Raw genomic sequence first — 23225 nt, 5'->3', positions numbered from 1 at the left:
GCACCACCGAGCCGGCCAGCGGTGGCCAGCCGACCGTTCGACCCGGTCGATGGTGGGGAAAACCCGAGGTCGGACTCGGAGGCTGCCCGGATTCCGGTGGGTCTTGATCATGCCTAGGTTCTTGGGTATGAAGCCGAAACGGGTCGCCATCGTCGTTGTCGTACTGCTCGTGGTCGTCGGGGTCAGCGCCGGCTGGTCCGCCTGGCGCAACCAGAACCCGGAACAGAAGTCGTTCGACTTCACCGGTCCGGAGCTCACCGTGGTCGCCGATGAGGGCGATCTCGAACTCGTCCCGGTCACGGGTCAGGACGGCCGGGTCTCGGTGACCCGGTGGTTCAAGACCAACAAGTGGCTCGGCAACACCGGCGCGGACTGGCAGCTCGAGGGCGGCCGGACGCTCCAGTTGACGTCACACTGCGAGGGCATGTTCGCCCGGTGCGACGTCCGCTACCGGCTGGAGGTGCCGGCCCGCACCAAGCTTCGGGTACGGGCTCAGGACGGCACCGTGCGCGGCAACGGGTTCGTCAGCGACCTGGCGATCGAGACCCGCGACGGCGACATCGAGCTGGACGACGCCCGCGGCCCGCTCAGCCTGGTCACCGACGACGGGACGATCCGCGCCACCGGCCTGGCCACCCCGCGGGTGAGCGCCCGGTCCGGTGACGGCGACGTACGGCTCGACTTCCTGGCCGCCCCGGAGAGCGTGGTGGCGACGACCGACGACGGGCAGATCGACGTGGCGGCCCCGGACGGCCCGTACAAGATCACCACGAAGGTCGACGACGGTGACGCGGAGAGCACGCTGCCACACGATCCCGCGGCCCAGCGGACCATCGACGCCAGCGCGCGCGACGGCGACATCAGCATCCACCGTCGCTGAGCCGGCACGGGTCTCGGCACCTGGTACGCCCGGCGCCCGCCGAGCCGGCCTGCGATGATCAACTCCATGGCCACTGACTCGACGCAACTCAGCCTCCGGCCGGCCGGCCTCGCCGACGCCGGCCGGATCGCCGAGCTCCACGCGGACAGTTGGCGCCGGCACTACCGCGGGGCCTACGCCGACAGCTTCCTCGACGGCGACGTGATCACCGACCGGCACCAACTCTGGGCCGCCCGGCTCGCCGAGCCGGACGGCACCGCGACGATCCTCGCCGAGGACGACGAGGGACTGGCCGGGTTCGTCCACGTGATGCTCGATCATGACGAACGCTGGGGCAGCCTGGTGGACAACCTGCATGTACGGTTCGCCCGGAAGCGGTCCGGCATCGGGCGGACCTTGATCACCGCGGCCGCGGCGGCGGTCACCGAACGGGCCGACCGGCCGGCGCTGCACCTGTGGGTGCTGGAACAGAACACTGCGGCACAAGGGTTCTACGCCGCGGTCGGCGGCATCCAGGTGGAGCGCGGCCTGGTCCCGCCGCCGGGCGGGATCGAGGGCCGACTCAACGGCAGTCCCGCCTGCCTCAGATTCGCCTGGCCCGAACCCGTGACGATCGGCTGACCGGCGGGCTACGCTCGGCCTCACCCGGGGATCCAGGAGAGGACCGAGGATGAGAATCGCTGTGTGGGTGATCTCGGGGCTGCTGGCCCTGTACTTCCTGTTCGTCGGCAGCAGCAAGGCGTTCGTGTCCTGGGAGTCCCTGGAGGCGCTGTCGCTCGGCGTGCCGGTGATCTTGCTCAAGATCGCGGGCTTCGCCGAGATCGCCGGCGCGATCGGCCTGATCGTCCCGGCCGCCACGCGGGTGCTGCCGATCCTGACCCCGATCGCGGCGATCGGACTGGTCGGGACCATGATCGGCGCGACGGCGATCAACATCGGCCTCGGTCAGCCCAGCGTTGCCGCGACGACCGGACTGGCCGGGCTGCTCTCCGCGTTCGTCGCCTGGGCCCGGCTGGCCGGCCCGGCCAAGGTCACCCCGCGCGCCCCCGCGACACCAGCCGCCTAGGGTTGGTCGGCGGGGGACAGCTGCCAGGCCGATCCCGGCCCGACGCTGAGCACCAGGTCGTCCGGCCGGAACAGCAGCCACTGCTCGGCATGATCATCCGCCGGGTCGGTCGAGGTCTCGAACGTGATCAACCGGGAGTCGCCGAACGCGAACGTCGTCGACAACGACGGCCGCTGCAGCGTGATCGCCGTCAGCTCGCGGCCGTTCAGCCGGGCCAGCGCGGCCGCGATCCGCTCGTCGGAGTCCTCGGAGCCGGCCCCCAGTTCGGCGCCGTGCTCGATCCGCCAGGCGCACTGCTGGATCCACAGATGGAACGCACCGCGCTTCGGGTCGGCCTCCCGGGCCGGCCCGAACTGCAGGTCGAGGAAGCTGCCGTGGCCCTTCCGGGCGCCCCACACGGACCGGCCGATCAGGTCCGCGGCCGCGTCCTCCGGCGTCGCCGGTTGGTTCATCGTGTCGTCCTCCTCAGGGGAACATCGCCTTGATGGTCTCGATGATCTCGTGGTAGCCGAGATTCTCGCCCGAGATCTCCTCGTGCACCCGCCGGATCTGATCCCGGGTCAGCGGCTTGTCGCGGTCCCGGTTCGCTGCCCGGACGGCGTCCTTGAACTGCTTGTTCTGGGCCTGGTTGTTGCCCGGCGTGCCGCCGCCACCACCGCCATGGCCCCCGTTCTGGGCAGCGGCCATCAGCGCGATGCCGCTCAGCCCGAGCACGGCCGCGATCTTGAGAATGCCTGCGATCGCGACACCTTCGGCCAGCACCCCGCCGCCGGCGAGGACCAGCGCGCCGCCCGGCGGGAACATCACGAACAGCCCGGCCAGTGCCATCAGGATCCCGACCGCGAGCAACGCCTGCCCGAGTGCCTCCAGGATGTGGTACGTGTCCAGGGCGCGACCGCTGCCCTCGGTGCCGGTCAGCGCGCGGATCACCGCGCCGGTGCCACCCAGCAGCGCGGCGGCGCCGATCGAGATCCGCAGCCCGGCCCGCAGCACGGCCTCGCCCCAGCCACCATGATCACGTTGACGCAGTTCCATGATCAACCGGACCAGCTGCCAGGCACCGTACAAGATCGCGATCACGGTGAGGGCGACCACGCCAAGGAAGACGGCCCGCGACTCCATCAGATTCTGCAAGCCACCGGTCGCCGGCACCGCGCCGACGACGAAGTACAGGAACAACGGCACGCCGAGAATCAGCCAGAGCACGACCCGCCAGTTCGTGATCAACTTCACCGGGTCGACCGACGGCCGCAGTTCCCTGAGCCGATCACCCTGCCAGGCCGCCCGGTCGAAGCTGCTGTCGATCATGACCGCGATCTCGCGCACGGTCGCCTCGAGCGGCGGCGCCTGGTCGGGAGTCGCGGCGCGGGCATAGCGGACCGAGCGCCGCGCCAGCGCGAAGCGAAGGGCCACCAGCGCCGACCAGGGCGGCCCGAACGTCGCGTATCGGAAGAGGACGAAGGCACCGGCCTTGCTGGACCGTTCGGCGCGCGTGACCAGGTGTTCGGTCTCGCGCCGGGCCGACCGCAGCAGGAACAGGTCGATCCCGACGGCCAGCACCAGACCGACCAGGACCAGGAACGGCAGCAGGTTCCGCAGCGCCTCGGCGACCGACAGCAGCCACTCGACGAAACCCTCGTGGTGGCTGACGATCGCGTAGTTGTTCACCGCGTGATCGACGCTGGCGTACAGCAGCGGAGCAAGGCCGAGCAGCCGCCACCAGCCCCGCATCCGGACCAGCAGCCCGAGGCCGAGCCCCGCCAAGGCGGTCCAGACCAGGTGCAGGTTCACCGCCGCGCCGGCCAGTCCGAGGATGTCCGCGGTCCGGACCGGCGGCGGCAGCCAGGTCAGCAGGGTCGGCCCTAGGCCGGTGATCTGCGGCGGCGCCAGACTGGGCAGCAGGAACCCGCCGCTACTGTCACCGATGGCCCGGCTCGCGGCGCCGGCGAACCGCAACATCGCTTCCATCCAAGCGAATCCGGTGCCGATCGCCGCACCGAGCAGCAGGTAGTCGGTCACGCCCCATTGCTTGTGCAGCCGGCGGGCCAGCAGCGCGATCACGATCAACGGCACCACCTTGACCAGTTCCTCGGTGAACGGGTCGACCGTGTGCGAGGCGGTCCTGATCACCTCGTGCAGCCGATCGCCGGTGATCATCGCGACCAGGTGGGTCCAGCCGAGCTCGCCGATCAGGGCGACCGCGCCGCACGCGTACGCCCCGGCCATGGCGGCCAGCAGCAGGGTGGACACCCGCACGCTCCGGGTCGCCGAGCCGAGCAACGCCAGCTGGATCACGCCGTAGCCGGCGGCGATGATCATCAGCAGGACCATGGCCCGAGACTAACGAGTCCGGCGTATTCTCGCCGACGTGATCACCCCGCCTGCTCAAAGCCATTACCACCGGCTGCGGCCCCGGCTGTTCGGGATCGCCTACCGGATCCTGGGTAGCGTCGCGGAGGCGGAGGACGTGCTGCAGGAGGTCTGGATCCGCTGGCAGGACTATCCGCACGAGCGGGTGGAGAACGTCGACGCGTTCCTGGCCACGACGACGACCCGGCTCGCGCTCAACGTCGCCGAGTCGGCCCGGAAGCGGCGGGAGACCTACCCGGGGCAGTGGCTGCCCGACCCGGTGGACACGAGTTCCGATCCCGCGCTCGGTGCCGAACGGGCCGAGGCGCTCGAGACCGCGGTGCTGCTGTTGCTGGAGCGGCTGACGCCGACCGAGCGGGCGGCGTACGTGCTGCGGGAGGCGTTCGACTATCCGTACGAGCAGATCGGCGCCATGGTGCAACAGTCCGCGGCCGGCGCCCGGCAACTGGTCAGCCGGGCCCGCAAGCACCTGGCCGGCAACCTGCGCAGCCGGGTCGACGCCACCGAGCAGCAGCGGCTGCTGGACGCGTTCCTGACCGCGGCCCGGGGTGGCGACCTGGCCGCCCTGGAGGACCTGCTGGCCGAACAGGCCGTCTCCTACTCCGACGGCGGCGGCCGGGTCCGGGCGGCCAAGCTGCCGATCCTCGGCGGGGACAAGATCGCCCGCGTCATCCGGGCCTTCTCGCCGCGGTTCTGGGAGGGAGCCGTGGTCACGCCCCGCCAGGTCAACGGCGCCGCTGCCGCGATGCTGTCCCACGACGGCGTCCCGTACGCACTGATCACGGTCTCGGCCGGCCCGGACGGCATCGACCGGGTGCTCTGGCACCTCAATCCGGACAAGCTGTCCCAACTTCAGGCCGTCCCCGACCTCGCCGGTTGACCGCCCCGACCACCGGCACCGATCGTCACTCTGGCCACAAGTTTTTCACGTAACGTGAAAAACTGTCGCTTCCCACGAGAAGTAACCCGCGTAAAGCGCCAAGAAGTGTGGGGAAGTCACGGGACCTGTCGAGAAGACCGCTACCGCCGCCGCTGAAACGCGGTCCGTGGGGCGGCCGGCGCGTGGAGGCGCGTAGCGGACGGGAGTGAATTCCTGCCGGGCAGTCGCGGCGGAAATCAACTGAGGTCGGACGGTTGCGTCAGAGCGGGGAGCACCAGACCGTTCAGGTGTCCGGTCGTCGGTGCCCTGCTGGAGGAGCGGGCCCTGCTGCCGGGCGATGACCCGGCTATCGGTGCGACCCGCTTCGCCGACCGGCAGGCATCCCGGTGATCAGCGGGACTTGACGCTGAGCGCGATCACTCGGGTGCCGTCCTTGCGGACGCCGGTGCCGACGTTGAAGGTACGGGACTGGTTGCGTTCGTCCTTGGAGCCGAAGACGTTCTCGTTGGACATCGAGCAGAGGTTGGCGAGCCCTTCGGGATCAAGGGCGGTGTGATGATCACCGCAGGCGCCGAATGAGGTGTTCAGGGCCTTCAACGCCGCGTCCGCGGACGCCTTGGGCACTTCGAGGGTGACGTCGAGGGCGTAGTCGTGGGTCACCGTGTAGGTCCCCTTGATCACCACCGTGTCGTCGGGGACGTCGACCTCTCCGTACAACTCGACGTCGGCGAGCGTGACCTTGTCACAGGTGTGGCCGTTGAAGGTGTTCGTGCACTGGGAGCCGTTCTCGGTCTGGAACGAGAACATCGGCACGCCCCAGTAGCCGGCGTAACGGGTGATCACGAAGAGGCAGATGCAGACGAACGCCACCATCAACAGGAGCCCGCCGAGCACCCGCACGAGCTTCGGCAGCCGTTCGCGTTCCGCCACGCGAACAGCATGCCCCAACGAACGGGCAGTTCCAATTCCGCGTAGGTTACGGAAAGGCGTCGCCGCTCAGGTTGCGTACGGCGTCAGCGGCGCACCGCGATCAGGACCGAGGTGTCCTCGGCGACCATCACGTCGACGCAGGCGAACCGCTCGTCGGACAACCAGGCCTGGCGCAGGCTGTCGATCCTCCCCGCCACGATCGGCGGCCAGGAAGCGGTCGGGACGAAGTCGTCGAGGACGATCATGCCGCCGTCGCCGAGCAGATCGACGATCTGTTCCCGTTCCGTGGTCCGGGCGGTGCCGGCATCGATGAAGATCAACGTGAACGGCGCGTGGTCGGCCAGCGTGGTCCAGTCGGCGTGCAGGACGTCGATGTCGTCGTGCTCGAACATCTCCATCACGCCGTGGGCGAGTTCCGGATCGAGTTCGGCCGTGATCACCCGGGTCGCCTTGGGCGCACCGCTGCGCAGCCAGGCGGCGCCGACGCCGCAGCCGGTGCCGCACTCGGCGATGGTGCCGGTCCGGGTCGCCGCGAGGGTCGCCAGCAGCCGGCCGGTCTCGCTGCGGGAAGTCTGGACGTAACCACGCTCCAGGGACATGCGGAGGGCCCGAGTCACCAACTCGGGCATTTCCGGGGGAGCGCTCATGGGCTCAGTGTGGCACCTTCCCCGGCGCCGCCAAGCCGGTCCGAATACTGAGAATCAGGTATCGCATCGTGGGTGCGAATTACTTTGGTGTCCTAGTATTTCTGAAAACTGCGAGGCACGAGTGAGGTTGTTGATCATGTACGAGATGTATCCCGAGGACTGGTCCGCCGCGGCGCGCTCTGGTCGCCGGGTCCTCGACGATCCGGACGCACCGCCGCGCCGTCGGCCGCGCAAGGCCCATTCCGTCACGCCGCCGGTGATCCGGCGTCAGCAGCGGTCCGGCCCGCAGTCGGTCGAGCCCGCCGCCTGATCGGTGTCGGTGCCCTGAATTCGTACCGGACGTCTGTGCTGAGCCTGCCGAAAACCCTTGTTTCCCAGGGATTCCGACAGGCTCAGTTGCCGTGGTACGGGCTCGGCTCAGACCGCGGCGGCGATCGCGTCGCCGATCTCGGTCGTCGAGCGCTGCTGGCCGGTCCGGGCGGCGAGGTCGGAGATCGCGGCCTTCTCCACGCGCGCGGCCTCCTCGGCCAGCCCGAGGTGATCGAGCAGCAGGGCGACCGACAGGATCGCGGCGGTCGGGTCGGCCAGACCCTTCCCGGCGATGTCCGGCGCGGAACCGTGCACCGGCTCGAACATCGAGGGGTACGCGCCGGTCGGGTTGATGTTGCCGCTGGCGCCGAGGCCCATGCCGCCGGTCACCGCCGCGGCCAGGTCGGTGATGATGTCGCCGAACAGGTTGTCGGTCACGATCACGTCGAACCGGGCCGGATCGGTGGCCAGGAAGATCGTCGCAGCGTCCACGTGCAGGTAGTCGGTGGTGACCTGCGGATACTCGGCCGCGACCGCCTCGAACACCCGGCGCCAGAGGCCGCCGGCGTTGACCAGCACGTTGTGCTTGTGCACCAGGGTGACCTTGTTGCGGCGCCGGGTGGCCCGCTCGAAGGCGTCCCGGACCACGCGCTCGACGCCGTACGCGGTGTTGACGCTGACCTCTGTCGCGATCTCGTGCGGGGTGCCGGCGCGGACCACGCCGCCGTTGCCGCAGTAGAGCCCCTCGGTGCCCTCGCGGACGACGACGAAGTCGATCTCCTTGCCCTCGGTGACCGACGGCGCGAGCGGAGTCGGCACGCCGGGGTAGAGCCGGGACGGCCGCAGATTGACGTAGTGGTCGAACTCGAACCGCAGCCGGAGCAGGAGCCCGCGCTCCAGCAGTCCGCTCGGAATGTCCTTCGAGTTCGGGGCGGCGCCGACCGCGCCGAGCAGGATGGCGTCGGTCTCGGCGAGTTCGGCGAGCACCGAGTCCGGCAGCACCTCGCCGGTCCGCTGCCAGGCGGTCGCGCCGAGATCGTACGGCTGCAGCGCGAAGCTGCCCGGCGCCGTGACGGCCTGGAGCACCTTGACGGCCTCCGCAGTGACCTCCGGCCCGATGAAATCGCCGCCGATGACGGCGATCGTCCTCGTAGTGGTCTGATTCACCGGCGCATCGTAGCGAGTCGGCTGCGGCGGTCGGCCGGGTATCTCGCAGAGCAGTAACCTCAGATCGACGAAGGAGTGCCACCGATGACTTTGAACTTTCCCCTGACCGCGAACCCGCAGCCGCGCAGCGACGCCGAGCGCGCCGCGATCCTGGCCAACCCGGGCTTCGGCAGCAACTTCACCGATCACATGGCGGTCGCCACCTGGACCGCCGACCAGGGCTGGCACGAAGCCGGCATCGTCCCGTACGGCCCGTTCAGTCTCGATCCCGCTTCGGCGGTGCTGCACTACGCGCAGGAGATCTTCGAGGGGCTGAAGGCCTATCACCACGCCGACGGCTCGGTCTGGCTGTTCCGGCCCGAGCGCAATGCCGCGCGGTTCCACCGGTCCGCGGTCCGGCTGGCGCTGCCGCCGCTGCCGGAGGAGGACTTCCTGGCCAGCATCGAGGCGCTGGTCGCGGCCGACCGGGCCTGGGTGCCGACGCTGGAGGAGCAGAGCCTCTACCTGCGGCCGTTCATGTTCGCGTCCGAGGTGTTCCTCGGGGTCCGGCCGGCGGCGAGGGTGACGTACAGCTGCATCGCCAGCCCGGCCGGCGCGTACTTCAGTTCCGGCGTGAAGCCGGTGAAGATCTGGGTCTCGACCAGCTACACCCGGGCCGCTCCTGGCGGCACTGGCGCGGCCAAGTGCGGCGGCAACTATGCGGCCAGCCTGATCGCCCAGGCCGAGGCCGCCGAGAACGGCTGCGAGCAGGTCGTCTTCGCCGACGCCGCCGAGCACACCTGGCTCGAGGAGCTCGGCGGGATGAACGTCTACCTGGTCACCGCCGATGATCAACTTCTGACGCCGGAGCTGTCCGGCACCATCCTCGAGGGAGTCACCCGGGAGTCGATCCTGATCTTGGCCAAGGACCACGGGCTGACGCCGGTGGAGCGCAAGATCAGCTTGGCCGAGGTGCTCGAGGGCGTCGGCTCCGGGGCGATCAAGGAGGTGTTCGCCTGCGGCACCGCCGCCGTGATCACGCCGATCGCCGAGCTGAAGGACGCCGACGGCAGCCACCGGGTCGGCATCGGCGAGGCCGGCGAGGTGACCGCCGCGATCCGGTCGGCCCTGCTGGACATCCAGTACGGTCGCGCCGAGGACACCCACAACTGGCTGCGCCGGGTCTCCTGATCTTGATCACACCGCACCGGCTCGCGGTTCGGGCCGCCGAACGGGTCTGGCGATCACTCCGCGGGAAGGCGCAGTGGCGGCTGCTCTGGCTCCGGCACGCGACCTTCATGATCGGCGTCACCGGTGCCGTGTTCGACTCGCGCGGCCGGGTGCTGCTGTTGCGGCACCGGTTCTGGGCCGGCTGTCCGTGGGGCCCGCCGTCCGGGTACGTCGAGCGCGGCGAGACCTTCGAGCAGACGCTGCAGCGCGAGGTCCGGGAGGAGACCGGACTGGAACTGACCGACGTCCGGCACCGCTTCGACCGGTCCGGCTTCCGGCTCCGGGTCGAGGTCTACCTCTCCGGCCGGCTGGTCAGCGACGGCCCGCTCCGGCTGGAGGAGGACGAGATCCTCGAGGCCCGCTTCTTCGAGCTCGACGAACTCCCACCCGACCTGCGCCGGATCCACCGCGAGTTGATCGAACAGGCCCACGCCGACCTCACCTAGACGTTCCTGAGCCCGAATCCACCGAACCCCAACCGAAGCGCTGGGCCGAAGTCGCGGCTTGTTGCGGCCAGGTGCGGGCGTGCAGCCGAGCGGACGATGTGACCTCGATCCCGGCGACGTTTCCCGGTCAAGCAGTCCGCTCGGTGATCCAGGGGCTCCGATCGTGACGCAACGGGCGCGGTGAACGGTAGTGGTGCGCGCACGGGCGGGCCGGGCCGGAGTGTCGCGATTTCTCTTCGCATCAGAGAGTTCAACGTTGCACCGAGGGCGGATTCAAGCTGCTGTCGCAACAGTGAGTAGTTGTTCAAGCTTCTCAGCGGGGGTCTGGTAGTTCAAGACTTTGCGGGGGCGTGTGTTGAGCAGGCGCTCGACTTCGGCGACTTGCTGGTCGGTGATCTTGGTGAAGTCGGTGCCTTTGGGGAAGAATTCTCGGATCAGTCCGTTGCCGTTCTCGTTGGTCGGGCGTTGCCAGGGCGAGTGGGGATCGCAGAAGAACACGGGGCAGCCGGTGGCGATGGTGAACCGGGCATGTTCGGCCATTTCCACGCCCTGGTCCCAGGTCAACGATCGCCACAACGCTGCGGGGAGCCGGGCGGCCATCTCGGTGAGCCGGTCGGTCACGGTGGCGGCGTCGTGGACGGTGATGCGGCTGATCAGGCAGAACCGGGTGTTGCGTTCGAACAGGGTGATCAGGGCCGAGCGCTGGTCACCGCCGATGATCAGATCGCCTTCCCAGTGGCCGGGCACGGCCCGGTCAGCGGCCTCGGCTGGTCGGGCCGTGATCTTGGCCTCGCCGATCCAGGACCGGTTGGACCGCGGCCCGAGCTTGGACCGGGGACGGCGGCTGGTCCGGCCCGACCGCAACGCCTTCTCCACGGCCAGCTCGTGCCGCAACGCTCCGGCGCCCTGGACGTAGAGGGCCTGGTAGATCGTTTCGTGGCTCACCTGCATAGCGTCACGCCCGGCGAAGTCTCGGGCCAGCCTGCCGGCGATCTGCTCGGGTGACTGCTTGGCGTTCAACCGGGCGATCACCTCGTCCCACAGCTCGGTCCCGGGCCTGAGCTTGACCCGGTCCGACTTCGGCCGCCGCCGCCGCTCGTCGGCCCGCCGCTGAGCGATCTTGCACCGGTAACGACCGTCCACGCTGCCGGCCTCGACCTCACGCTTCACCGTCGACCGGTGCACCCCCAGCTCTCGGGCGATCGCAGCATGCCGCCGGCGTTCCCGGAGCCGGATCGCGATCACCACCCGCCCGGCCAGCGTCAACCGGCCGTTCTCAGCCAGATAGTCACCCTCGGGCAGCACCCGCGGCTGCCGCGACCGCGGCGACCGCCGAAACGCACTGACCCCTGGGATCCCACCGATCCGACCCGGCTGCAATTCCATGCCCGCCAGATTGGCCCACCGCATCGCGCTCCGCCGGTTAACACCGACCCGGCGCGCCGCCTCCGAGCACGACTCGCCCGCCGCCACCAACTCCAACACCCGCGCCCGCAAACCAGCATCGACCGCCACAACAACCTCCAAGATCGTTGTTGCGACGACCGTATGAGCCCGCCGAGCGGTTGCGGGCGATGCCAAGAGAAATCGCGACATCTCACCCGCGCAAAATCGAGGGCGCGAACGGGGTTGGCGGATCCGGGCTGAGCTTGTCGAAGGGCAAGGCCCGATCCGGCTTGGCCCTTCGACAGGCTCAGGGCTCGAACTCCGGCTCGGCACGTCGACGGGCTTCAGCGCAGTTTCACCCCGGGGTGTGAGGCGGGTCACGTCAACGGGATGTCAAAGAGGGTCGGGGAGCTCCGAGGTAGCAGTGTTCGCGGAGCTACCGCGGCAACCGAGACCGAGGAGAACGCCATGTCCGAACTGTCCACCGTCACCTCCGCCGACGGCACCACGATCGCCTACCTGCAGACGGGCTCGGGTCCCGCGCTGATCGTCGTCAGCAACGTCGCCGAGGACCACACCGGGGTCGCCGGGTTGGTCGAGGCACTGGCCGCTGACTTCACGGTGATCAGCTACGACCGCCGCGGGCGCGGGGCCAGCGGCGATCCGCAGCCGTACGACCCGGCTCGGGAGATCGACGACCTGGCCGCGCTGATCGAGGTCGCCGGCGGCTCCGCGGCACTGGCCAGCGGGTCCGGCGGCAGCGGGTTGACGCTCGACGCGGCCAGCGCGCTGGGCGACAGGGTCACCGGGGTCTGCCTGTACGAGCCGCCGTTCATCGTCGACGACGCGAAGACGCCGGCGCCGGCCGACTACGTCGAGCACCAGGAGGCCCTGGTGGCGGCAGGGAAGCGCAGCGAGGCGGTCGAATACTTCATGACCGAGATGATCGGCGTCCCGGCCGAGTACCTCGGCCTGATGAAGCAGGACCCGTCCTGGGACGCGATGGCCGCGCTCGCGCACACGTACGCCTACGACGGCCGGATCCTCCGCGGCCTGCAGGACGGCACCCCGCTGCCCAGGGACCGCTGGACGATCGACGCGCCGGTCGCGGTGGCCGTCGGCAGCGAGGGCGAACCCTTCATCAAGGCCGGTGCCGAAGCCCTGGCCGGGGTGCTGCCGAACGTCACCGTGCTGACCCTGGACGGCCATGATCATTCGGCGTTCTGGATGGCGCCGCAGCCAGTGGCCGAGCAGATCCGCACCTTCCTGCTCGGCTGATCAGAACAGGGCTTCCTGGGTGTCCTCCGGCGGCGGCTCGACCGCCCGGACCGGGGCCGTGAAGGCGGCGCCGGCCGGGGCCGGGTCCAGCGGCCAGCCGGCCAGCAGCCGGGAGTCGATCATGGTCAGGCCGCGGTCGGTGCCGAGATAGAGGTCGGCGCCGATCGCGCAGTCCAATCGGCCCGCGAGCACCGCGCCGGGCACGAGCGGGAGTAGAGCCGCCCGCGGCTGCAGGCCGGAGTCCGGCAGCCCGTACGCCGAGCAGTGATCAACAATCTCGGGATCGGCGGTCCGAACCTGGCCGCCAGGCCAGTCCAGGGCGGCGGCCCGGTCGGCGGCCGCCAGCAGTTCGCGGGCCCGGTCGGCCGCAGTTCCCGGTCGGGTACGGGCCTCGTACTTGATCACCGAGCTGATCCGGTCCGGATAGCCGAGCGCGGTGCTGACCAGATGCTCGACCCGCCGTGCGGAGAGCAGCGGGCCGGCGGAGATGATCATGGACGCCAGCGCGCCCTGCTCCAGCAACCTGGCACGGCCTCGCTCGGTCGCGGTGATCCCGATCTTGATCTTGGTCCCATGATGGGCCAGATAGACGGAGAACTCGCGCGGATCGTCCAGCCGGGTGTCGGCGGCGACGGAGTCCCAACGGTCCAGGGTCTGGCACTCCGGGCAGACCGGACCTCGGGCCGAAGCAGGAAGCTCGCTGCGGGTCGGGCACGGGATGTGCCGGTCGCGGCGCCAGAACCCGACACAGCGCCGATCGGCCCCGACGGTCAGCGCGAGGTCGGCCCCGAGCGGCAACGGACTGGACGTCTCGTCGGACCAGTTCAGCTGCGCCCCGGCCGCGCTCCAGCCCGTACCCAGAACCCGCCGATCCGTCGCCACCCGGTCATTCTTCAGTACGCCACCGACACGTCACGAGGTCCGGCGTCGTGCGGGGTCCACCCGCTGCAGCCGTACGGCAGCGACGGTCATCGCGATCTCCAGCAGGATCGCGACGACCGCGAGCCAGAGGATGCCTTGCGTCATCGCGATGCCGATCACGACTGCGCCCAGGACCAGGAACGGCATCAGGGCCAGGGCCGCCCGGTTGCGGCGGAAATGCTCGGGCGAGCGGTCCAGCCGATTCTCTGCGATGGCCTGGCGCGGACGCAGCAGAATCTGCAGCGGACACAGCACCACGACGTAGAACGTCAGCGCCAACAGCAGGCCGGCGACGTAGCCGAGCAGGCCGAACAGGACCGACGGCACCGCCGGCCCGTCGGCCGGGAACCAGTAGTGCCACTTGTCCGCCGCCTGGGCCGCAGCCAGGGCGCCGGAGCTCCGTACCGAGAGCTCGGCCAGGCCCATCGCGATGACGGCACCGGCCGCGCCGAACACCGGGTACAGGAACCAGCGGCGCACCACGGTCGGCAGCGAGAGATCGTGTTCGCGCTGCCAGGCCAACTCGACCGTCGGGAACGCGCCGGCGATCGCTGGGCCGAGGAACATGAACCAACTGAGCGGGTTCTCGCCCTCCGGGTCGCCGACGGCCACGACGAACCCGGCCGCGCTGGACAGGACGCCGAACGCGGTGACGATCATGGCCGGCACCGTGTAGTTCTTCGCGATCCAGTTGCGGACGCGGCTGCGGTTCGCCATCCGGTGACCCTAACGGGCACTGTCGGCACGCCGCGCTTGACCTTCAGGTTGGTCGAATCAGCACGATGGTGCCGTGATCTCCCCGGACCTGCTCACCATCGGAGCCTTCGCCCGCCTGGTCGGGCTGACCCCCAGTGCGCTCCGGTTCTACGACGACTGCGGGCTGCTCCGGCCGCGCGAGATCGATCCGCAGACCGGGTACCGCTACTACGGGCACGACCAGCGCCGGGCGGCCGTGCTGCTGCGCCGGACCCGGGAACTCGACCTGCCGCTGGCCGAGGTCGAGGCAGTGCTCGCCGGGCCGCCCGAACGGTCGGTCGAGATCATCAGGGACCATGCGGCGAAGCTCGGCGCCCGGGCCGAGCGGACGGCCCGGACCGCGGCCGAACTGATCGCCGGACTGGAGGCCGAATCGCGTTCCGGTACGGAAGCCGAGCCGGTCGCCGAGACCACGGTCGAGGTCGCCGGCCCGGAACTGGCCGCGGCGATCCGCCAGGTCCGCAGCGCGGCGGAGCCGGCCTCGGCGCCGCGCGGTGTGCTGTTCGACCTGGGCTCGGTCGAGTCGGACGGCTCCGGCGAGCTGGCCGTCGTGGCCGACGGTCCGGCCTGGCTCGCGGTACGCACGCTGCCGGCGGTGATCACCGGCCTGGCCTCGGCCCGCCGGCTGCCGATCGCAGCCGCGGACACCGAGCCGCTGACCCAGCTGGCCCGCCGGCAGGACCGGCTGACCGTCCGCTTCGGGGCCGGCCGGATCGGTGCCGCTGCCGTACCGCCGCAGGTCGTCGCGGACCCCGACCGGCTGATCCTGCGCCACGAAGTCGATCTTCATCCGAGTCACCGGGCGGTCTTCGCCGACCTCGCGCCGTGGCGGTCCCGGGTGATCATGGACCGGGCGGCGGCGTCGGCCGCGCTGCCGGCCGACGCCAGCGTCCGGCTGGTGATCGACCATGATCACGTCGAGTTCCACGGCGGCTCGCTCGGGCCGGGCGAAGCGGGTGGCCCGCGGCGAGTGCCGGCGGTGTGCCGAGGCGTATCGCTGACGGTCGCGTTCGCCACCGAGGTGCTGGCGGCCGCACTGAGCGCCGGCCTCGGCCCCGACGTCCTGCTCGAGTCGAGCGGACCGGACCGGCCGGTCCTGGTCCGCAGCGCCGACCAGGGCAGCTTCACCTTGTTGATCATGCCCCAGCAGCCGCTGTCATGACGATCCGGGTCGCCGACCGGGTCCGGTCGAGGACGGCCGGCCGGGCGTTGTGGATCGGCGGGACCACCGTCGTCGGCACCGCCGACGTGATGCTCTTCTTCGTTCTCGCCTGGATCGCGTCCGGGCTCGGTGCCACCGCCAGCACCTTGATCAACTTGCTGATCACGGTACCGCGGACGGTCCTGCTGGTGCTCGGCGGAACGCTCGGCGACCGGTTCGGCGCCCGCCGGATGTTGATCATCACCGACGTGTGCCGGGTGGTCACCGTGCTGGTCGGTACGGCCGCGATCCTGGTCGCTCCGCCCGGCCTGGCCTGGCTTGCCGCGTTCACGCTCGCGCTCGGCGTGATCAGCGCGTTCTCGATGCCGGCGGCGAACACGATGCCGCGGCTGTTCGCGACGATCGACGAGCTGCCCAAGTTGTGGGCGAAGGTGAGCGGGCTGTCCCAGGTGGGCCGGATGATCGGCCCGCCGCTCGGCGGGGTGGCGCTGATCGCGATCGGTACCGCCGGCGTGTTCCTGGTCGACCTGGCCACCGCGTTGATCATGATCGGTGTCCTGGTTCTGGTTCGGCCGCCGTACCAACTGCCGACCGAGCCGCCCACAGAGTCGGTGCTCCGGCAGTCCTGGGCCGGGCTGCGGGCCGCCGCCCGGACACCGGGCATCCCACCGATCTACGGCGCCACCGCGCTGGTCGCGTCGGGCATCCTGCCGATCGTGTTCCTGTGCCTGCCGCTGCTCGCCCGGGAGCGCGGTTGGACGGCGGCCGCGACCGGCGTGGTCGAGGCCGGCTGGATCGCCGGGTCGCTGGTGATCACGCTGCTGATCGCCCGCCGCGGCATCCTGCACCGGGCCGGACCGGCCATGATCATCGGGCCGCTGCTCGCCGCAGTCGGGGCCGGGCTGCTCGCATTGGCGCCCTCGTATCCGTACGCACTCGCCGGCGCGGTCGCCATGGGTATCGGCACGGTGATCTTCACCAGCCACCTCGGGCCGCTGCTGCTGGACTGGACACCGGACGGCATGGTGTCCCGGTTCCAGGCGCTGTTCGTGCTGGTCCAGTCGGCGCCGCAGGTGATCACGATCGCCGCGTTCGGCGCGGTCGCCGAGCTGGCCGGACCGGTGCCGGCAACCGGCTGCGCAGCCGTGGTCTGCGCGGCCGCGAGCCTGGTCGTTGCGCTGAGCCCACGCCTGAGGACGGCCACCAGGCCCGTCGCGGACGGCGCCCCGGCCGAGGACGAGCCGGACTCGGCACCCTGAATCCCAGCTCGGTCGACCGAGTCTTGACACTCCTCAACCGCCCACGCATATTAGGGCCAGTCTCTATTTAGTGTCATGGTCGCCCGTAATAGATCGCAGGATGGAGTTCTCCGTGCGAACCGTCCCTCAGCGCCTCGGCCTGGTCCCGATCCTCATCGCGCTGGCGCTGGTCCTCGGCACAGCGCCGGCCTCCGCCGAGCCCGTTCGGCCGGGTCCGGCGGCCGAGCTTCCAGCCAGGTTCGCGGAGCCGGAGAACCTCGGCCCGCTGATCCGTTCGGTGGCCGTGTTCGACAGCGCGTACGGCGTCGAGAACGGCCGCGACGTGTTGTACACGACCGTGACCGGTTCGCCGGCGACCTTCCAGGTGATCGATCTGGACAGCCACACGCTGCTGCGGACGATCCCGCTGCCGGGTGCGGCGGACTCCTGGTCGCACGCCGTTGATCATGACGGCAGCGTGATCATCTCCGGCGGCGGGCACCTGTTCCGCTACCAGCCGTCCGACGCCACCGTGCGGGACCTCGGCCGTGCGCCCGGGGCGAGCGTCCTCTACGGCGTGTCCCCGGACGGCGCGGGCAACGTCTACGCGGGCACCTATCCCGATGGCAAGGTGATCAAGTACGACAGCGCCGCCGGCACCTTCACCGACTTCGGGTCGGTCGTGCCCGGTCAGGACTACGTCCGCGGCCTGGCCTACCACCGGGGCACTGTGTACGCGGGCGTCGGGATCACCGGGAGTCTCTGGTCGATCGACCCCGGCACCGGGGCCAAGACCGAGATCCCGCTGCCGGCGCGCCCGGAGTTCGACCCGGCGAGGCCGCCGAGCATCTACAGCCTCAATACCGCGGGCGATCTCCTGTTCGTCCAGCTCTCCGACGTCAACCTGTTGCTGATCTACGACACGGTCGCAGGCGCCTGGCTGGATACCGCGGTCAGCCAGTACCGCGGCCTCTACACGTCGCCGGAGCGGGACGGCAAGACGTTCCTGGTGGCCGGCGGGCGGCTGCGTTCGTTCGATCTGGCCACCCATGAACTGGTCGACACCGGGATCGCCTTCGGCACCTACCTGCGGCACTCGGCCTGGGTGGACGTCTCGGCGACGAATCCGGAGCTGCCCGGGCTGAGCCTGGTGACCGTGCAGTACGGCGGCGCGGTCAGTTTCCTCAACCCGCAGACGGGCCGGGTGATCAGCAAGCCGTCGATCCTCGAAGGCTCGCCGATCACCCTGCAGACCCTCGAGCGCGGCCCCGATGATCGGCTGTACGCGTCCGGCTATCCCGGCGGCACCGGCGCCCGGTTCGATCCCGAGGGCGGCGGCCTGACCAACTTCGCGCTCGGCCAGTCCGAAGGCATGGCGACGCTGGGGGACTCGCTCTACCTCGGCAACTATCCCGGCGCGATCATGCACGAACTCGACACCACCAAGCCCCTTGGTGCCGGAACCAACCCTCGGCAGGCCCACGACATCGGCGATGATCAAGATCGCCCGTTCGCGATCACGGCCGGCGACGGCAAGCTCTTCGTTGGCACCATCCCGACGTACGGAGCACTCGGTGGCGCGGTAACGATCAAGGACGGTGCCGTCTGGTCGACGTACCGCAATGTCGTCCCGGGCCAGAGCGTGATGAGCCTGGCCTACCGGGACGGCAAGCTGTACGGCTCGACCACCGTCTGGGGCGGTCTGGGCATCGAGCCGACGGAGACCGTGGCTCGCGTCTTCGTCTTCGATGTCGCGACTCGGACCGTGGAGAAGATCATCACGCCGGAGCTCCCTGGTGCGGTGACCGCCAAGGCGATCGGGGCGCTCAGTTTCGGTCCCGACGGGCTGCTCTGGGGTGCCGCCTGGGGAACGATCTTCGCGCTCGACCCCGCGACCCTCGAGGTGGTGAGGAGCCGCGAGATCGTCGCCACCGACTGGAACTTCAATCACCTGTGGCGCCCGATCCAGCTGCGCTGGGCTGCCGACGGGCTGCTCTACACGACGCTCGGCGGCAACCTGACCGTCGTTGAACCGCGATCGCTGAAGTCCCGTACGCTGGCCGCCACCGCGCTGATGACCCTTGCCGCGAACGGCGACGTCTACTACGCCGACGGCCCGGACCTGATCCGGATCCGCGACATCACGGCGCCCGACGCGCCCACGGTCAGCGCGCCGGCCCGTCCCGGACCGAGCGCCGACGACACTCCCGAGGTGTCGGTCCGGAGTGAGGCCGGGGCGCTGATCCAGCTCTGGAACGGCGACCAGGAGGTGGGCCGCGACACCGCCGGGTCCGACGGGGCGGCGACGGTCGTGGCCGGTCCGTTGGCCGACGGGACGTACCGCCTTCGGGTCACCGCCACGGATGCCGCCGGAAACCGGAGCCAGCCCGCCGACGTACCGCTGATCGTCGTTCGGTAGCGGGTTTTCGAGAGTCCGTGCCGACGGTGATCTGTCTCAGAACCTGGGACTGTTGGCACGGATTCCGGTTCGGCGGGGTAAGACTTAGCTCATGGTCTCGTCCTCGATCATTATCAGCTAGCGCGCCGAACGCCAGTTTGTCGCGCAAACCTCTCGTACCAACACGAGAGGTTTTTTGTTTGCCGCAAACGACCCCCCGATCCCGAAGGACCACGAATCATGCGAACCCAGCCCGAGGAGTTCCACGTCTTCGACACCACGCTGCGCGACGGTGCGCAGCAGGAGGGACTGCGGCTCTCGGTGCCGGACAAGTTGGCGATTGCGGGGATGTTGGACGAGTTCGGGGTGGACTACATCGAGGGCGGCTGGCCGGGCGCGAACCCCAACGACACGGCGTTCTTCCAGGCGATGGCCGAGGGGGAGGTCCCGCTGAAGAACTCCACCCTGGTCGCGTTCGGATTCACCCGCCGGGTCGGCGGCAAGGCGGCCGACGACCCGCTGACCGCGGCACTGCGGGATTCCCGGGCACCGGTCGCGTGCATCGTCGCCAAGAGCCATGACCGGCACGTCGAGCAGGCGCTGCGGACCACGCTGGACGAGAACCTGGCCATGATCACCGACACGGTGCGGCACCTGAAGGCCGAGGGGCAGCGGGTGTTCGTGGACTGCGAGCACTTCTTCGACGGCTACCGGGAGAACCCGGCCTACGCCCTCGAGGTCGTCCGTACCGCCAGCGAGGCCGGCGCCGAGGTCGTCGTGCTGTGCGACACCAACGGCGGGATGCTGCCGCAGTGGATGGGCGACGTGGTGACCGCGGCCGCGGGCACCGGCGCTCAACTCGGCGTCCATTGCCACAACGACACCGGCTGCGCGGTGGCCAATACGCTGGCCGCCGTCGACGCCGGCGTGATGCACGTCCAGGGCACGTTCAACGGGTACGGCGAGCGCACCGGCAACGCCGACCTGGTCACGATCGTGGCGAACCTGGAACTCAAGTACGGCTGGCAGCTGCTGCCGGCCGGCTCCCTGTCCGAGGCGACGCGCCTATCCCATGCGATCGCCGAGGTGACGAATGTTCCACCGAGCAATCGTCAACCCTATGTTGGCTTGTCGTCGTTCGCCCACAAGGCGGGCCTGCATGCCAGCGCCATCAAGGTCGACCCGAATCTCTACCAGCACATCGATCCGGCGCTGGTCGGCAACGACATGCGGATGCTCGTGTCCGACATGGCCGGCCGGGCGAACATCCAGATCAAGGGCTCCGAGCTCGGGTTCGACCTGTCCGACCGCGACGTGGCAGCGAAGATCACCGAACAGGTGAAGGACGCCGAAGCGGCCGGGTACACCTACGAGGCGGCGGATGCGAGCTTCGAACTGCTCCTCCGCCGTGAGCTGGGGCAGCTGCCGGAGTTCTTCTCCGTGCTGTCCTGGCGGGTGTTCACGCAGTCCACCCATGATCAGGAGACCGACACCGAGTGCACGCTGCGGATCACCGCGAAGGGCGAGAGCCATCGCGTGGTCGGCGAGGGCAACGGTCCGGTGAACGCTCTTGATCATGCCGTCCGGCAGGCGCTGCTGCCCGCCTATCCGGTGGTGGAACGGTTCGAGCTGATCGACTACCGGGTCCGCATCCTTGATCAAGGTCACGGCACCGACGCGACCGTACGGGTGCTGATCCAGACCAGCAACGGCCGCCGGGCCTGGACCACCGTCGGCGTCGGCCAGAACGTGATCGAGGCCTCCTGGGAGGCGCTCTACGAGGCCTACCTGTACGGGCTGATCCACACCGACGAGGACGCGTCGCCGGCGACCTGAGACGTCGAACGTGCCCTGAGCAAGGAACGTGCCAAGCGGGCGGCCGTGCCGAGCCGGATGTGTCGCGGGGCTGGGTATGGCGGCTGTGGCGGGCCGGATCGGTCGCGGGGCTGGGTATGGCGGCTGCGCCGCGCCCGATCTGACCTGCCCTTTGGCCTGGCACAGCCGGATCGTCCGCTATCCGTCGCTTGCTGGCCGAGCACGTCGCCGCCGGCCGCGAGATCGGCGCGGCTCGGACCGCGAGCCGCTGATCCCGCGCCGGGGAAGTCGATTTCTCTTGAGGTCGACCGATAGGCGGCCGTACAACGTTGCACCCTCTGACGCGAAGAGAAATCGCGACATGTGGCCCGGGGCCACCGCGACCTCCACGCCCGACCGCGAACCGCTGCGCCACCATCGCAGGCTCGCCATCATCGAGCGGACTGCTTGACCGGCAGAACTCGCCGGAATCGAGGTCATATCGTCTGTGAGGATCGTCAAGTGCCGTTCGCGGCGGTGGGTCTGACTCGCAAATCGTCTGGGCTTGGTGCCTTTGAGCGGATCTGTCGGCCTGTCGCTGCGAGCGGTGCTTGCTGCCACCGGGCGGCTGGGGGCGTGTCCCGATAGGGGCCTTGCCGTCACAAGAGCGCCATCACAGTCCTGACCGCTCCCTTGTGCCACCCGGTGACGGCCAATCCGTTCCCAAGCACAGGAGGAGATCGACCTTGTCCAGCATGCCGCAATCGCCAGTTCATTCCCAGCCCGGTCCCGACCCCGCCGGGGAGGTGGTGCTGGGGGTCGACACCCACAAGGATTTCCACGTCGCGGTTGTGCTGTCCCTGCTCGGCCAGGTGCTGGGCACACGATCCTTCCGGACCACGGCGGCGGGCTATCGGGCCCTGCTGGCCTGGGCGCAGAGTTTGGGGGTGGTGCGCCGGGCCGGGGTCGAGGGCACCGGCAGTTACGGCAAGGCGTTGACCCGTCAGCTGCTCGCCGCCGGGGTGGCGGTGGTTGAGGTGAATCAGCCCGACCGGGCCGAGCGGCGCCGGCGCGGCAAGACCGACGCCATCGATGCCGAAGCCGCGGCCCGGGCCGTCTTGTCGGGCCGGGCCACCGCGACCGCGAAGACCGGTAACGGGCAGGTCGAGATGCTGCGGATGTTCAAGCTGGCCAGGGAATCCGCGGTCAAAGCGCGCACCCAGACGCTCAACCAGCTCAAGACCATGATCATCACCGCCGATCCCGAACTCCGCGACCAGCTGACCGGCCTGACCACCCCGAAACTCGTCCGGCACTGCGCCGGCCTGCCCGACCAGCCCGTCACCGACATCACCGCCGCGGCCCGCTACACGCTGCGCCTGCTGGCCCGGCGCGTGCAGCAACTCACCGCCGAGATCACCGACCTCGCCCGCCAACTCAAAGCCACCGTCACCGCCCTGGCCCCCGCGTTGCTGCAACAGCAAGGGATCGGGCCCGACCACGCCGCGCAACTCCTGATCACCGCCGGCGACAACCCCGACCGGCTCCGCTCCGAAGCAGCGTTCGCCGCGCTCTGCGGCGTCAGCCCGATCCAGGCCTCCTCCGGCAACACGACCCGGCACCGGCTCAACCGCGGCGGTGACCGCCACGCCAACTCCGCGCTCTACCTGATCGTGGTCTGCCGGCTACGCCACTGCCCAGCCACCCGCGCCTACACCGCCCGCCGCACCGCCGACGGAAAGTCCAAACGCGACATCATCCGCTGCCTGAAACGCTACATCGCCCGCGACATCCACAAGATCATCACCGGAGCCCTCCGACCCGCAGAACCCGCACCCGCGACCCCTTGACAAACATAGGGGCATCCGCTCAGCGACGTACGCCGCTACTGCAAGCACCAGGTAGCGGATCCGCCGAGGTTCGGCCCGCCAGCAGGTTCGCGTTCGCGTTGATCGGGTGCTGTGCCCGCGCCGCGGCCGCGACAGCCACGGCCCTGCCCAGCTACTGGGTTCGGTGCCGTGGATTCGGGCTCGGGGAACGTGCTGCCTGCCGTTCGACAGGCTCAGGGCACGGACGTCCGTGGGGTCAGCCGACCGGTCGGGCGGTGTCGCGAAGTCTCCTGAGGTCGACTGCACGCTCTGATGCGAAGAGGAATCGCGACACGCCTTCCACGCTCTGGCTCTTCGACAGGCTCAGGGAATGGGTCAGCCGAGCAGGCCGGCGGGCAGCAGGCGGCCGAGTGCGAAGCCGATGCCGAGGGCGGCGATGATCCAGCCGACGACGACGGTCTTGGCGACGCCTCGCGGCCGGGCGGAGGGCAGGGTGATCGCTCGGTGCCCGGCCTGTTGATCTTGGTCGGGTGCGGTGGTGGTCACGGCGGATTCCTTT

22 protein-coding genes are annotated in these 23225 nt (G+C 69.9%); 13 read left to right on the top strand and 9 right to left on the bottom strand.

The annotated features are described in order from the left end of the window. Positions 1-127 precede the first annotated feature (127 nt). The 3 genes from BKA15_RS04235 to BKA15_RS04225 all read left to right on the top strand — a co-directional run bounded on the left by BKA15_RS04235 (position 128) and on the right by BKA15_RS04225 (position 1946). Positions 128-880, top strand: a complete 753-nt coding sequence (locus tag BKA15_RS04235; RefSeq protein ID WP_179748374.1) for a DUF4097 family beta strand repeat-containing protein — start codon at positions 128-130, stop codon at positions 878-880. A gap of 66 nt (positions 881-946) precedes the next feature. Next, positions 947-1501, top strand: coding sequence for a GNAT family N-acetyltransferase (locus tag BKA15_RS04230; RefSeq protein WP_179748373.1), 555 nt, complete (start codon positions 947-949; stop codon positions 1499-1501). Between the two features lie 49 nt (positions 1502-1550). Next, positions 1551-1946, top strand: a complete 396-nt coding sequence (locus tag BKA15_RS04225) for a DoxX family protein (protein ID WP_179748371.1) — start codon at positions 1551-1553, stop codon at positions 1944-1946. Here BKA15_RS04225 and BKA15_RS04220 read toward each other — a convergent pair. After that, the gene (locus BKA15_RS04220) at positions 1943-2398 is read right to left on the bottom strand and encodes a hypothetical protein (protein ID WP_179748369.1); all 456 of its coding nucleotides are present in this window, start codon (positions 2396-2398) and stop codon (positions 1943-1945) included. The genes BKA15_RS04225 and BKA15_RS04220 overlap by 4 nt on opposite strands. Positions 2399-2411: 13 nt before the next feature. Continuing rightward, positions 2412-4277: a PrsW family glutamic-type intramembrane protease gene (locus BKA15_RS04215; RefSeq protein ID WP_179748367.1), complete on the bottom strand. Its 1866-nt coding sequence runs from the start codon at positions 4275-4277 to the stop codon at positions 2412-2414. 37 nt (positions 4278-4314) lie between these two features. Between BKA15_RS04215 and BKA15_RS04210 the strand changes: the two genes are divergently transcribed. Beyond that, positions 4315-5196 (top strand): RNA polymerase sigma-70 factor, encoded by an 882-nt coding sequence (locus BKA15_RS04210; RefSeq protein ID WP_312878815.1) that lies wholly within the window; start codon positions 4315-4317, stop codon positions 5194-5196. A 390-nt stretch (positions 5197-5586) separates the two neighbouring features. Here the strand turns inward: BKA15_RS04210 and BKA15_RS04205 are convergent, their stop codons facing one another. Then, complete coding sequence (locus BKA15_RS04205) at positions 5587-6126, bottom strand: hypothetical protein (protein WP_179748365.1); 540 nt, start codon at positions 6124-6126, stop codon at positions 5587-5589. Positions 6127-6209: 83 nt separating this feature from the next. Next, positions 6210-6773, bottom strand: a complete 564-nt coding sequence (locus BKA15_RS04200) for an O-methyltransferase (protein WP_179748364.1) — start codon at positions 6771-6773, stop codon at positions 6210-6212. Positions 6774-6909: 136 nt separating this feature from the next. Here BKA15_RS04200 and BKA15_RS04195 point away from each other — a divergent pair, with 136 nt between their 5' ends. Then, the gene (locus BKA15_RS04195; RefSeq protein WP_179748362.1) at positions 6910-7083 is read left to right on the top strand and encodes a hypothetical protein; all 174 of its coding nucleotides are present in this window, start codon (positions 6910-6912) and stop codon (positions 7081-7083) included. 107 nt (positions 7084-7190) lie between these two features. Here BKA15_RS04195 and BKA15_RS04190 read toward each other — a convergent pair whose 3' ends face one another. Further along, on the bottom strand, positions 7191-8249 hold the full coding sequence (locus BKA15_RS04190) for a 3-isopropylmalate dehydrogenase (RefSeq protein ID WP_179748360.1): 1059 nt from the start codon (positions 8247-8249) through the stop codon (positions 7191-7193). A gap of 84 nt (positions 8250-8333) precedes the next feature. Between BKA15_RS04190 and BKA15_RS04185 the strand changes: the two genes are divergently transcribed. Both BKA15_RS04185 and BKA15_RS04180 read left to right on the top strand, forming a co-directional pair. Next, a complete protein-coding gene (locus tag BKA15_RS04185) occupies positions 8334-9419 on the top strand; it encodes a branched-chain amino acid aminotransferase (RefSeq protein ID WP_179748358.1) in 1086 nt (361 codons plus the stop codon). A 2-nt stretch (positions 9420-9421) separates the two neighbouring features. Beyond that, the gene (locus BKA15_RS04180) at positions 9422-9904 is read left to right on the top strand and encodes an NUDIX domain-containing protein (RefSeq protein ID WP_218871062.1); all 483 of its coding nucleotides are present in this window, start codon (positions 9422-9424) and stop codon (positions 9902-9904) included. Positions 9905-10177: 273 nt separating this feature from the next. Here the strand turns inward: BKA15_RS04180 and BKA15_RS04175 are convergent, their stop codons facing one another. After that, positions 10178-11377 (bottom strand): IS30 family transposase, encoded by a 1200-nt coding sequence (locus BKA15_RS04175; RefSeq protein WP_312879667.1) that lies wholly within the window; start codon positions 11375-11377, stop codon positions 10178-10180. A 381-nt stretch (positions 11378-11758) separates the two neighbouring features. Between BKA15_RS04175 and BKA15_RS04170 the strand changes: the two genes are divergently transcribed. Further along, the gene (locus BKA15_RS04170) at positions 11759-12568 is read left to right on the top strand and encodes an alpha/beta fold hydrolase (protein WP_218871061.1); all 810 of its coding nucleotides are present in this window, start codon (positions 11759-11761) and stop codon (positions 12566-12568) included. Here BKA15_RS04170 and BKA15_RS04165 read toward each other — a convergent pair whose 3' ends face one another. Continuing rightward, on the bottom strand, positions 12569-13450 hold the full coding sequence (locus tag BKA15_RS04165) for a DUF2797 domain-containing protein (RefSeq protein ID WP_312878814.1): 882 nt from the start codon (positions 13448-13450) through the stop codon (positions 12569-12571). It lies immediately after the preceding gene. Positions 13451-13480: 30 nt separating this feature from the next. After that, positions 13481-14206 carry a hypothetical protein gene (locus tag BKA15_RS04160; protein ID WP_179748354.1) on the bottom strand — a complete coding sequence of 242 codons (726 nt, stop codon included), beginning with the start codon at positions 14204-14206 and terminating at the stop codon, positions 13481-13483. A gap of 73 nt (positions 14207-14279) precedes the next feature. On the opposite strand from BKA15_RS04160, the gene BKA15_RS04155 reads away from it, so the two are divergent. From BKA15_RS04155 to BKA15_RS04135, 5 genes are all read left to right on the top strand, one after another. After that, positions 14280-15407 (top strand): MerR family transcriptional regulator, encoded by a 1128-nt coding sequence (locus tag BKA15_RS04155; RefSeq protein ID WP_179748352.1) that lies wholly within the window; start codon positions 14280-14282, stop codon positions 15405-15407. Beyond that, positions 15404-16666, top strand: a complete 1263-nt coding sequence (locus BKA15_RS04150; RefSeq protein ID WP_179748351.1) for an MFS transporter — start codon at positions 15404-15406, stop codon at positions 16664-16666. Before BKA15_RS04155 ends, BKA15_RS04150 begins: the two co-directional genes overlap by 4 nt. A 112-nt stretch (positions 16667-16778) precedes the next feature. Beyond that, entirely contained in the window at positions 16779-19064 is a 2286-nt protein-coding gene (locus tag BKA15_RS36730; protein WP_179748349.1) for an Ig-like domain-containing protein, read from the top strand. 219 nt (positions 19065-19283) lie between these two features. After that, positions 19284-20879: a citramalate synthase gene (gene cimA / locus BKA15_RS04140; protein WP_179748347.1), complete on the top strand. Its 1596-nt coding sequence runs from the start codon at positions 19284-19286 to the stop codon at positions 20877-20879. Positions 20880-21592: 713 nt separating this feature from the next. After that, complete coding sequence (locus BKA15_RS04135) at positions 21593-22687, top strand: IS110 family RNA-guided transposase (protein WP_179747892.1); 1095 nt, start codon at positions 21593-21595, stop codon at positions 22685-22687. A 354-nt stretch (positions 22688-23041) separates the two neighbouring features. Here the strand turns inward: BKA15_RS04135 and BKA15_RS04130 are convergent, their stop codons facing one another. Then, entirely contained in the window at positions 23042-23212 is a 171-nt protein-coding gene (locus tag BKA15_RS04130; RefSeq protein ID WP_179748345.1) for a hypothetical protein, read from the bottom strand. Positions 23213-23225: the final 13 nt, after the last annotated feature.

It is taken from the genome of Microlunatus parietis (assembly GCF_013407955.1).
Classification (GTDB): domain Bacteria; phylum Actinomycetota; class Actinomycetes; order Propionibacteriales; family Propionibacteriaceae; genus Microlunatus; species Microlunatus parietis.
Note: the sequence above shows the minus strand (reverse complement) of the source record. Positions and strands in the feature narration are given on the sequence as shown.